The organism is Cellulophaga fucicola (genome assembly GCF_900119145.1).
GTDB classification, from domain to species: Bacteria; Bacteroidota; Bacteroidia; order Flavobacteriales; family Flavobacteriaceae; genus Cellulophaga; species Cellulophaga fucicola.
This window is the reverse complement of sequence record NZ_FPIY01000001.1, coordinates 604,540-616,830: the sequence shown is the minus strand read 5'-3', so window position 1 is coordinate 616,830 and position 12,291 is coordinate 604,540. Positions and strand designations below refer to the sequence as shown.

Below are 12,291 nucleotides of genomic sequence, written 5' to 3'. Positions count from 1 at the left end.
TGTGTTATGGAAACAACACTAATTTATGACGGATCTTTTGATGGATTTTTAACTGCGGTTTTTACTGCTTTTGAGATGAAATTAAAAACAGTTAAAATTGTTACTAAACAACGATTTCAGGAACCTTTGTTTGGTGGTTCTGAAACAGTATATACCAACCAAGAAAAAGCAAACCGTGTTTGGGCTGGCTTAAAAAAGAAAATGTCTACAGACGAAGTACGTCGGTTTTATTATGCTTTTTTAAGTGAAAAAACCATTGTAGAAGATACGTTATACAATGCCATAGTGTATGTGTTTGCATCTAAAAAAAATGTTGGGTCTGACTTTACAAACAAACATATTTTAGATATAGCCAAGCTTACCAAAAACGTTGGAAGGGAAAAACACAGAATGGAAGCTTTTGTACGATTTAAACTTACTAAAGATGGTGTTTATTTTGCCAATATAGAACCAGATTTTAATGTGCTACCACTTATAAAAAAACATTTTGAAAAGCGCTATGCAGACCAAAAATGGCTTATTTATGATTTAAAGCGTAAATATGGTATTTATTACGATTTAAAAAAGGTAGATATAATTACGCTAGAGTTAGATGCTAATTTTGATCCTACAAAAACTTCTTCAGCTATTTTTGCTGAAGTAGAATTAGAATTTCAGCAATTATGGAACGATTATTTTAAAAGTACAAATATTGCATCTAGAAAAAATATGAAACTCCACGTACAACATGTACCTAAACGTTACTGGAAATATTTAAGCGAGAAAAACATTTAATTGTCTATAATTAATAGTTTACCAAGTGTTTTGTATTTAAAAGTGTAGTTATTACAGGTAAATTAATAATACAATCTAAAATCTAATAGTTTACACATTTTATAATGTCTTTGATGTAACTCTTCTACAACATCAAACATATTATCATCTTCTTTAAATAAGTTAAAGAATGCTATATCTAGATCCGAGCTAGTTACGCCGTTATATGCATTACCGTAACCAGAAACACCTCTTGCACCAGTGATATCTATAAAATATTGTGCTTCTTCCTCGTCTAAATCTAAGATTTTTGCGTTTGAAAAATGTAAAATCTTACCTTCTAATCTTCCTTCAAAAATTTCTGCAATTTCTTGTAAACTATAGTAATAGTCGTTTAAACAAATACTATTTGCTTCACCTGTTATAACCAGGTAAATAATTTCATAGTTCTTAAAATTATGATCATCTAGGATCAATGTATTTAAGCTTGTCTCTAAACCTTCAATGGTATCGCACGTTTTATAAATACTAGCTACACCATATTGCGAGGTTAATTCTGCTAACTTTTTTTGTGCAGTGGTAACCGTATCAATTTCTATATCTTCTACAGCCTCTAAGCAGTAAATAAAATAGTCTGTATCTGTTAATTGCTCTGAGGGCAATTGTTGCCTTTTTTCTAACAAATTATAGTTTTTATAATACCTAATTAGTACAAAAGTAATGCATATCTTTTAATCTGTTTACTTTTTAACACCCGTTAAAATGTCTTTAGACAGCTCAACATCTTTACTTTTATGTAGTACAGATATATCTCCGGTGCTTTCTAATATTACGGCTAAAACTTCGCTTTTATCTTTTACATTAGCTTCTCTAAGCTTAGCATACACATCTTTAGCATCTACATTTGTTTTTCTTAAATTGTTAAATATAAATTCGCCATTTTCCATTAATAACATTGGACTGTTAGTAAACAAGCTATTAAACCAGGAGAACTTGCGTTTACAATATGAAAAAACAGATTGAAATAATATAATACCACCCAAAGCTATTGCACCTTTAGTAATAGATTGGCTAGAATTTAAAACTATAGACGCTAATATAGAACCTATTGCAATGGTAGATGCAAAGTCAAAACTAGACATTTTGGAAAAAGTACGTAAGCCAGATATTCTGGTAATTACAATAACTATTGTAAAAATTGCTAAAATACTTAGTATAACTTTTCCTATAATTTCACCTGAGGCAAACAACCAATTTTCCATATCTTTTTTTTAAAAGTCAAAATTATAGGTATTTGTATTGTGGTATTATCGCAATTAAATTTTTTGTTAACGCTATACATTTTATTCTCCAATCAATAAAAAAAGCACTACTTAAACCAGTATTTAACTTGTTTAAGTAGTGCTTTAAAACCAAGTAACTTATAATTAGTACTCTGTTTTATCTTCTTTTTTTGTCCATTCTTGAAAAGGCTTTATAGCTATTTCTGGCGCTAATTGCTCAAAAGGTATACTTCTTTCACTATAAGGTAACGGAATTTCTTTGTAAATAAACTCATCATCAAAACCAATATTAGCGGCATCTCCTTGGGTACTTCCGTAGTATACTTTGTCTGGTCTTGCCCAGTAAATTGCACCTAAACACATAGGACAAGGCTCACAAGAGGTATAAATTGTGCAACCGTCTAACTGAAACGAATCTAAGTTTTTACACGCATCTCTAATGGCTGTAACTTCTGCGTGCGCTGTTGGGTCATTGGTAGATGTTACTTTGTTGTTACCACGACCAATAATTTTTCCGTCTTTAACTATAACGCAGCCAAATGGGCCGCCTTCGTTGTTTTGCATTCCTTTTAAAGCTGCATTTACAGCTTCTTGCATAAACTTTTCTTTACTCATTCTACTTCTATTTTTTTAGTAAAATACAAATCATTTCACAATTTCATAAACAATGTGACTTTATTATTCACATCAATTTTTAAAATAGTAAGCACTATAACCTTAGATATCTAAATACCAAATATGTAGTTATAACTTTAATATTTTTATAGATTGATGTTAAATCTTACACTCTAACAAAAGTAGGTGCCGTAAAGGATATTCTTTCCATAAAATTATTAGATATTTGTGTCTTAGATGAAAAAGAAAAAAAACCGTATTCTTAAGCGTTCACTACAAGTACTTGCCGTACTGCTGCTACTATTTATAGGTGTTATACTATTTATAAGAAGTCAGTGGGGACAAGATATTATAGTGAACAAAGTTGTAAATTACGTCTCTAAAAAAACAAATACAGAGGTACGTATAGAGCGTCTTTTTTTAACTTTTTCCGGTAACATTTTTTTAGAAGGCCTTTATTTAGAAGACAAAAAAGGTGACACACTAGTATATTCTAAAAACATTGAAGCTAATGTACCATTTGTACCTATTATTTGGGGTAATACTATAGAATTAAAATCCTTAGAATGGAATGGTTTAAAAGCCAATATTACAAGAAAAGAAGACACTGAAGAATTTAACTTTAGTTTTTTAGTCAATGCCTTTGCTACGCAAGATACGGTAACAACACCCACAGAAAGCAAACCCTTAGATATTACTATTGGTACTGTTTCTTTTTCTGATTTTGATGTTACGTACAATGATGCATTTTTAGGGGTAAATAGTCATTTTAAATTAGGCAATTTAGAGTTAGACGTAGATGAGATTAACCTAGAAAAAATGCGTTTTATAGTTGATGAACTTGCTATAAAAGAAACCAACATTAACTACACGCAAACCAAAGCTTTTCCTATAGCCAAAGAAGACACTACAGCATCTGCACTACCCTATTTTGTTATAAACAACTTATCTTTAAAGGCAATAAAAGCAAATTATAAGTCGGTTCCAGATCATATGCTAGCAACTGTAAAAGTTGGTGCTTTTACATTAGATATTCCAAAGGCAGATCTAGCAAACAACGTTTTTAACATAGACTATGTAGGTTTAAAAAATTCTACAGTATACCTAAAAACAGCTGAACAAGAAGTAAGTAAAAATGATAGTCTTAGCGTACCTAAAAATAATCTTTCCTTTAAATGGCCTAAATACACCGTGCAACTACAAAAAGTAGATTTAGCAGACAATAATATAACTATTTTAAACGGAGACCAAAAACCAGTTACAGGCATATTTAACGCTTCTGCAATGGCTATTACAGATTTTAATATACAAGCCAGTAACATAAACTATACAGCCGGTAAAGCCAATGTATCTTTAGATGCTTTTTCTTTTAAAGAGCAAAGTGGTTTCACCCTAAAAAACGCTGCTTTAAAAGCTAGTGTAGATAATACTTCTACTACGGTTTCAGATCTAGAGCTGCAAACCAATAGGAGTGCTTTATCTGGTAATGCATCACTTAATTACACCTCTATACAACAACTTATAGATACTCCAGAATTAGCAACTCTAAATCTTTTTATACCCAAGCTAAATGTAGCAATAACCGATGCTCATGTTTTTCAACCAGATTTAGCTAAAAACGAATATATTACCAAGGTTGCCCATAAACAGATAATAGGCAATATTACAGCAAAAGGAAGCCTAAAAGCTATTAAAATTCCAGATTTAAAGCTAAAATGGGGGAAAAACACACAATTAATTGCACAAGGGGAATTAAATAATGTTACAGATACTAATTCGCTTTTGTTTAATTTTAATACTATAAAAGCAACTACAGACCGTAAAGATGTTCTAAATTTTGTTTCTGAAAAAGACCTTGGAATTAGTGTGCCTAAAACCATTACTTTAACTGCTATGGCAAGTGGTAGTCCAACAAATGTAAAAGGCAACTTAGAACTTAAAATCCCTGAAGGAACAGCAAAACTTACCGGAAACTATAGCAATACAACTAAAATCGCTTTTACTGGTAATTTAAATGTTGACAATCTACGGTTAGATAAGCTGCTAAAAAATGAACAATTAGGCGGACTTTCTTTTACTATGAATGCTGCAGGTAATGGTTCTAGTATAAACACCTTAAATGCAACTTTAAACACACAGTTTACTACATTAGACTTTAATAATTACGATTTTTCATCGCTTAATTTATCAGGAAAAATTACAAATGGCAAGGGTAATATTGATCTAAATTTTAAGGATGATAACTTAAACATAGAAACAAATACTCAGCTTAAACTAGATTCTATTGCATCTAGTATACAGTTAAAACTAAACCTTATTGGTGCAGATTTATATGCATTAGGAGTTACGCAAGAGAATATAAAACTTGGAACTAAGTTAAATGCAAATTTTAGTGGTAATCCGGAAGATTTTAAACTAAAAATGGACATTTTAGAAACTATTGCTGTGTATAATAATGAGCAATACAGAATGGACAATGTAACGCTAGATGCAAAAATTGATGCCGATAATACAAAAATGCTTGTTTCTAGTGATTTTCTTAAAGGAAACCTAACCTCTAATGGTTCACCAGAACTTGTGTTTTCTGCCATAGACAAACAGTTTAAAAGTTATTTTTCTACTAAAAAAATAGATACTATTGTGAGTCCTATTGTAGTAGATGTAAACTTTCTGTTAAAGCCCTCTCCTATTGTAACTGATGTTTTGCTAAACGGTATAGAGCAATTAGATTCTATTACAATGAAGGCTAATTTTAATGCAACTACTAAAAATTTAAGTGCACAACTTTTAATGCCTTCTGCAGTTTATAATGGCACTGTAATAGATAGTCTTAGTATATTGGTAAATGGTGATGCTACAGATTTAAACTTCTCTGCCGGACTTAAAAGCTTGGTAGCAGATCCTATTTTAATAAAGAAAACCTTATTTACGGGTAATTTAAAAAACAATGCGCTTTTATTAGATTTTACATCTTTTGACGATGATAAAAAACTGGTACATATAGCATCAGAAGTAACGCTAGCAAAAGATACAGTTCAAGTTCATATAAATCCGTCTGAACTTATTTTTAATAAAAAACAATGGACAATTCCGCAAGAAAACAACATTACTATTGCAGAAAAATTATTAAACTTTAAAGATGTAAAATTTACCAAAGACACGCAAGAACTATTAATTAGTAACGCTATTGCTGGTAGCACAAAAGAACATTTGGGTGTTGCGTTTAGTAATTTTAACCTTCAGACTTTTTTAAGCCTATTAAACCCAGATGAAGCACTAGCTTCTGGTTTGGTAAATGGTAGCCTAGTGGTAGAAAATCCTTTTGGAGCCTCAGGAATTGTAGCCGATTTTAAAATTAACCAGTTAAAAGCTTTACAAAACTCGTTGGGTAATCTTAGTCTTAATGCCGAATCTACAAGTAATTCTAAATACAATTTTGACTTATCTTTAAAAGATGGCGGTATAGATATGGATCTTACTGGAGATTATGCTGCTGCTGAGAATGGCACAAAACTAAATCTTGACTTAGACCTTAATAAATTAGAATTAAAAATTATAGAATCTTTTGCAGAAGGTGCTATAACAAACTCAGAAGGTGCTATTTCTGGTACTGTAAAAGTATCTGGCACTACTACAGATCCAGAATACAATGGAGATTTTACATTTAATGATACTCAGTTTAAAGTAGCAGACTTAAATTCAGTTTTTAAAATTTCTAATGAAAAACTAAAGATCAATAACTCGGGCTTATTTCTAGATAATTTTGAGATTAACGATAACAATAACAATAGTTTTACCTTAAACGGAGCCATTAAAACCAAAGAATTAACCAACCCTAGTTTTGATCTTAATTTAAAAGCAGATGCGTTCCAGGTCATAAACTCTACCAAAGAAGATAACGAGTTGTTTTACGGTAAAGCAAGTATGGATGCAGATATTACTGTAAAAGGTAATATGAGCCTCCCTATTGTCTCTGGTTTACTTAGAGTGCGCAAAGTTACAGACATTACATACGTTGTACCAGAATCGCAGCTAGATGTAGAAGAAAGAGATGGTATTGTAATTTTTGTAAATAGAGAAAATCCTGATGATATACTTACCCGTAAAGACAAAGAAGAGTCTTCTTCTATATTTAAAGGGTATAAAGTAAATACGGTTTTAGAAATTGCTAATGATGCTGTTTTTAATGTTATAATTGATAAAAAAACGGGTGATAACCTTAGAGTTTCTGGAGATGCAGCTTTAAATTTTGGTATGAATTCTAATGGAAATATGAGTCTCTCCGGAAGGTACGAGCTTAAAGATGGCCATTACGAGACTATTCTTTATAATTTAGTAAAACGGAAATTTACTATTAAACCTGGTAGTACTATTACTTGGCAAGGAAACCCAATGGATGCAGATTTAGATGTTACAGCTATTTATAATGTAGAAACATCTGCAAGTACATTAATGGCTAGTGTTACTTCTAGTGAAGATGCCAGCGTTTCTAGCAAATACCAACAAGTACTACCATTTATGGTCTACTTAAATGTAGACGGACAATTATTAAAACCTGAGTTGTCTTTTGATTTAGATATGCCAGAAGAAGCACAAGGCTCTTTAAGTGGTGCTGTTTACGCACGAGTACAACAGTTAAACGAACAAGAAACCGAACTAAACAAACAAGTATTTTCTTTATTGGCTTTAAACCGGTTTTTCCCTGATACTGGCAGTGATGGTAGCGGTGGCGGTACAGCAACAATTGCACGTAACAATGTAAATAAGGTGCTTTCTGGAGAATTAAATGCTTTTTCTGATAAAATATTTGGGAGTTCTGGTTTTGAGCTAGATTTTGATTTGGATAGCTTTACAGACTACCAAGGAGATAACCCACAAGACAGAACCCAACTAAACATAAATGCCAAGAAAAAACTATTTAATAATAGGTTAATTGTGTCTGCAGGTAGCGCTGTAGATGTAGAAGGTAGTGCACAAGAAGACCAAGGAGAAACACCTATTATTGGTAATGTAAGTCTGGAGTATTTATTGTCTGAAGATGGAAGATACCGACTTAAAGGGTTTCGTAGAAATGAATACCAGAATGTTATAGATGGTCAGCTTATTTTAACTGGCGTCGCCTTAATTTTTAATAGAGAATTTAATAGTTTTAGTGAGCTGTTTAGTCCTCTTAAAAAAGAAGAAAAGGCTAAAAACAAAGAAGCAAAAGAGAAAGAAGAAAAGGAAAAGCAAGTAGACACAAAAAGTGAAAAGTAATTATAAAACGGATAAGCTTACTGGCTAATCCTAAACAATAAAGCATACTTTAATTTGAAAAAAAACGCACCATACCGTTATATTTTTATTCTGCTAACACTAGTGGTTTGCTATTCTTGTAGCGTAGCTAAGTTTATACCTGAAGATGAAATATTATATGCAGGGTCTAAAATAATAGTAGAAACTGAAGAAGATACCATAGCAACCAAAATAGTAAAAGAAGAGCTAAATACATTAATACCGCTTCAACCAAATTCTAAATTTCTTGGCAGCAACTTAGGTTTATATTATCACTACAAAGCACAAAAAGAAAAACCCGGATTTATTAATAAATGGCTGAATAAAAAGTTTGGAGAAGAACCTGTTTTTTTGTCAGATGTAGATCCTAAACGTGTAGAAAAACTAATATTAAACAGATTAGATAACAGAGGCTTTTTTTACAGCAAAGTAAAGTCTAAAATAGATAGCACTAAAAAATATGCTGGCGTAACCTATACCACTAACTTGCCACGTCCCTACCGTTTAGAAAAATTTGAACTAGACAAAGATTCATTACCTATTTATGCTGAAATACAAGAAATATTAGCCGATACTAAAATTAAACCTGGAAATAGATTTGATTTAGAATTAATGAAATTTGAGAGAGAACGTATAGATAATCGACTAAAACAGCGAGGATACTACAATTTTAACTCAGATTTTCTAATTTTTGAAGCAGATACCAATAGATACGATACGTCTAAATTTGACCTTTTTCTTCGTTTAAAGAAAAATACGCCTCCAAAGTCTACCATACCCTACACTATAGATTCTATTACAGTGTACCCTAAATATGTTATTGGCGATACTGCTACTGTAAACCAAACAAGTATTGTAAACGGTATTAAATTTGTACAGAGCAATGAGTTTTTTAAACCAGAACAATTGCAACCTTATATTCTTTTTGAAAAAGGACAAAAGTACAATGCAAATACAGCTAGACTTACAAGTAATAGACTATCTTCTATAGGGAGTTACAAATTTGTAAACATTCAATTTAAAGAAAAAGATACTACAGCAATTGCAGACGGTTCTGGTTCTTTAGATATGGATATTTACTTATCTCCGTTAACAAAAAGGTCTTTACGAGCAGAATTGCAAGGTGTTACTAAATCTAATGGGTTTGCTGGCCCAGGTGTTTCATTGTCATACAACAATAGAAATGTTTTTGGAGGCGGAGAAACGTTAAGCATAACAGGTAGTTTTTCTTACGAAACTCAACTTTCTGGCAGTAGCGATTCTGGGCTTAGTAGTATTGCTGGTGGTTTAAAAACAGATTTAATTATTCCTAGATTAGTACCTTTTTCTCCAAGTAGGTTTAAATACAATGTACCTAAAACAAAAATTAGTTTGGGTGCAGATTTTTTAGATCGAAGTAAATTATACACGCTAACATCTTTTAATACTTCTTTTGGTTACATCTGGAAAGCCAATAACTATGTGTATCACGAGCTAAATCCTATAAGTATAAACTATGTAAACTTAACAAACACTACCACTGAGTTTGAAGAAATATTAGATGATAATCCGTATCTAAAAAGCAGTTTTGAACAACAATTTATAGCCGGACTTAATTATAAATTTACCTATAACGAATTGGTAGATGAAAATATATCCAAACCCATTTACATCTCTGCAAATTTTGATATCGCTGGTAACGCCTTACATCTTTTAAATGGCGGAAAAGAAACTGCTTTTGGTTTAGATTATGCACAGTATGCAAAATTAGATGTAGATTTTAGATACTATCTTAAATGGAAAAATGAACAAACATTTATAGCAAGAGCTTTTGCTGGTTGGGGATTACCATATGGCAACTCTACTACCTTACCATTTGTAAAACAATACTTTTCTGGCGGACCTTATAGTGTTAGAGCTTTTAGTATTCGTTCTTTAGGTCCTGGAACTTTTTCTACAGAGGATAATAGTTCTTCTTATTTTGATCAGTCTGGTAACCTGCGTTTAGAAGCAAACTTAGAATATCGTTTTCCTATTTTCTCTTACTTAAAAGGAGCTTTATTTGCTGATGCTGGTAATGTTTGGTTAACCTATGACCCAGAAATATCTGATGATGAAACTGCAGAAGGAATCGCTTTTAACGAGCAATTAAAAAGTGAAGGTAAATTTGGCAGTGATTGGGTTAGAGAATTGGGAGCAGGAGTTGGTTTTGGGTTGCGAGTAGACGTACAAAGTTTTGTAATTCGTTTAGATTTAGCATCTCCATTTAGAGTACCTTACCTTACAGAAGGAGAACGTAGTAGAATTCCTTTTTTTGATGGTGGAGATGATAATCTAATGTTCAACTTTGCTATTGGATACCCTTTTTAAAGTGAATATAAAACTTTAATTCTTCATTTATATAAAACAAAAAGCCCATCAAAATAAATTGATAGGCCTTTCTAAACAAACTAATCTATCTTATAAAAAAATACGATTATCTCCAACTTCTTACATTGTAATTTACATTCTGAGGCTGATTTTTACCGTAGGCAACACCAACATCTCTAGCTGCTTTAATGTAAGTTTCATTTAAGTCTAAAACTTTTAACTGGTATTTCCAATCTCTATCGCTTACATCCTTAACTCTAGCTGCAATTTTAGCATATAATGACTTTACTTGACCATAACAAGAACCTTGTGGCTCAACGCTAGCTAAAATAGCTCCTGCTTCGTTAGCAGCATTTAAATCTTGATTTGCAGACCATATCGCTGTTGCTTCAGAAAGCTTTTGCTTACAATCTCTATCAATACTCTTTTGGTATAATACTTTAATTTTAGATTTTACTTTATCAAAACAAGTACTAGCTTCAGGAACAGTAGTTAATAAAACCAATGCTTCTTCAAATTGATTCTGAGACTCTAAAGCAGATGCCTTTTTAAGAATGTTAGAACAGTTAGCATTATAGTACTCTATAATTTTTGTTTTACCTGCTTCTACAAATTCTAAAACCTGAGCATTTTTAGGCGAAAGTCTTTTAATAGCTGACATATACGCTTTAGTCTCATTAGTACCAACACCTTTTAATTCTATAGACTCACTAGCAAATATTGTACCTTCAATACCATCGCCAATATATAACGTAACGTTTAAATTTAATGCTATTTTTGGTGGTGCAGTTGCTGTAACATCTTTACTTAAAACAGTAACATTAGGTACCAATACAAACCTAGAGTTGTATGGGTTTTCACTAATTCCGTTTTTAGTAATAATCTGCGCCAATCTGTTTACAAGCATTTTTCTTGCAGAAGCTGGTACATTTTCAATTTGTTGTGGTACATAGGTAGCCAAGGCAATACCATCTGTATTAATTTTTTCTTGAGCAACCATTGAGCCTGCAACAGAAAACAATAGTATGTATAATAATTTTTTCATAATTCTATGTTTTATTTACCTCCTAGTATAATTGTTGCTCTACCTAAACCTTTCATAACAACTTTGTTAGGAATTCCAAAAGGAGCATCTTTTAATTTTTTACTTAATTCTCTAACGAATCTTCTAGCATCTATAGCTCTTCCTTTTTCATTAAAAAGAGGAATTCTAACTTGCTCAAATAAAGCCATATCTGCTGTCATATCTGTAGTGTTAAATCTACCTTTAACTGCATTATCTGCTAACCAATCTTCAATAACAATTCCTAACTCTTCGTCATCGTCACCAAATTCAGTTTCTAAATCACCATCCCAATCATCCCATTTCTGGATTCTAATGATAATCTCACGTCCGTTTTCAAACATATCATCAAAATGCGTTTGTAAAGAACTAGAGAAATTATCCATATGAGATAATACTGCCTCTGATAATAAAACTGGTACTTCTGCAGCAAAAGAAGGTGCTCCTGTACCAGATGCTGTAGCTATTTGTTTGTCTGTATATGCATCTAAACCTTGTAAATTAAAGTTAATAGACTTTTTAGGACCTGTTTTATTAATTGTCCAAGTTAACTGCATAATAATATCTGCTTTAGCAACTTTTTTAAGTGCGTCTATTGGACTTTCACTTACGCCACTACCAGAATCTTTAGAAGAACGCATATTGTCTTCTGCTGCATTAGACTCTAATGTTTTAATAGCTGATTCCATATTTTTAAGAGGAAAACCTCTTTCTGCCATCATACCATTAATTTGACTAATTACTTGTAGTACTTGTGCATTTTCTTGAAAAGCTCTTTTATAATCAGGAATTTTTACAATTGTTCCTTGGTTATTATAACTTAACATATATCCGTTTTGATTACACCAAACATCACTAGGTACAACCATTATTGTTGGTTTTTTTGCCTGAGCAAAACTGAATGATACTGCTAGCATTAAAAAACCAACAAGTGCGATAATATTCTTTTTCATT

The 12,291-nt window shown here is 31.8% G+C and carries 8 protein-coding genes; 3 read left to right on the top strand and 5 right to left on the bottom strand.

Annotated elements, in window-relative coordinates:
* Window positions 1–6 precede the first annotated feature (6 nt).
* A complete protein-coding gene (locus BT107_RS02685; RefSeq protein WP_072302209.1) occupies window positions 7–774 on the top strand; it encodes a TIGR03915 family putative DNA repair protein in 768 nt (255 codons plus the stop codon).
* A gap of 62 nt (window positions 775–836) precedes the next feature.
* Here BT107_RS02685 and BT107_RS02680 read toward each other — a convergent pair whose 3' ends face one another.
* The 3 genes from BT107_RS02680 to BT107_RS02670 form a co-directional block, all read right to left on the bottom strand.
* Entirely contained in the window at window positions 837–1,436 is a 600-nt protein-coding gene (locus tag BT107_RS02680) for a DUF6642 family protein (RefSeq protein ID WP_072302208.1), read from the bottom strand.
* A gap of 57 nt (window positions 1,437–1,493) precedes the next feature.
* Window positions 1,494–2,015, bottom strand: a complete 522-nt coding sequence (locus BT107_RS02675; RefSeq protein WP_072302207.1) for a DUF421 domain-containing protein — start codon at window positions 2,013–2,015, stop codon at window positions 1,494–1,496.
* A 165-nt stretch (window positions 2,016–2,180) separates the two neighbouring features.
* Window positions 2,181–2,651 (bottom strand): nucleoside deaminase, encoded by a 471-nt coding sequence (locus tag BT107_RS02670; protein WP_072302206.1) that lies wholly within the window; start codon window positions 2,649–2,651, stop codon window positions 2,181–2,183.
* A gap of 237 nt (window positions 2,652–2,888) precedes the next feature.
* Here BT107_RS02670 and BT107_RS02665 point away from each other — a divergent pair, with 237 nt between their 5' ends.
* Together BT107_RS02665 and tamL are read left to right on the top strand one after the other, a co-directional pair.
* Window positions 2,889–7,907, top strand: coding sequence for a translocation/assembly module TamB domain-containing protein (locus tag BT107_RS02665; protein ID WP_072302205.1), 5,019 nt, complete (start codon window positions 2,889–2,891; stop codon window positions 7,905–7,907).
* A gap of 54 nt (window positions 7,908–7,961) precedes the next feature.
* Window positions 7,962–10,274, top strand: a complete 2,313-nt coding sequence (tamL, locus tag BT107_RS02660) for a translocation and assembly module lipoprotein TamL (protein ID WP_072302204.1) — start codon at window positions 7,962–7,964, stop codon at window positions 10,272–10,274.
* A 106-nt stretch (window positions 10,275–10,380) separates the two neighbouring features.
* Here tamL and BT107_RS02655 read toward each other — a convergent pair whose 3' ends face one another.
* Together BT107_RS02655 and BT107_RS02650 are read right to left on the bottom strand one after the other, a co-directional pair.
* A complete protein-coding gene (locus BT107_RS02655) occupies window positions 10,381–11,319 on the bottom strand; it encodes a hypothetical protein (RefSeq protein WP_139254262.1) in 939 nt (312 codons plus the stop codon).
* Between the two features lie 11 nt (window positions 11,320–11,330).
* Complete coding sequence (locus BT107_RS02650) at window positions 11,331–12,290, bottom strand: DUF6175 family protein (RefSeq protein ID WP_072302202.1); 960 nt, start codon at window positions 12,288–12,290, stop codon at window positions 11,331–11,333.
* Between the last annotated feature and the right edge of the window lies 1 nt (window position 12,291).

Bases quoted from the DNA above. Each gene is read 5' to 3' on its own strand.
- BT107_RS02675 (WP_072302207.1), bottom strand. From the start codon at position 2,015: ATGGAAAATTGGTTGTTTGCCTCAGGTGAAATTATAGGAAAAGTTATA.
- BT107_RS02670 (WP_072302206.1), bottom strand. From the start codon at position 2,651: ATGAGTAAAGAAAAGTTTATGCAAGAAGCTGTAAATGCAGCTTTAAAA.
- BT107_RS02665 (WP_072302205.1), top strand. From the start codon at position 2,889: ATGAAAAAGAAAAAAAACCGTATTCTTAAGCGTTCACTACAAGTACTT.
- BT107_RS02650 (WP_072302202.1), bottom strand. From the start codon at position 12,290: ATGAAAAAGAATATTATCGCACTTGTTGGTTTTTTAATGCTAGCAGTA.
- BT107_RS02655 (WP_139254262.1), bottom strand. From the start codon at position 11,319: ATGAAAAAATTATTATACATACTATTGTTTTCTGTTGCAGGCTCAATG.
- BT107_RS02685 (WP_072302209.1), top strand. From the start codon at position 7: ATGGAAACAACACTAATTTATGACGGATCTTTTGATGGATTTTTAACT.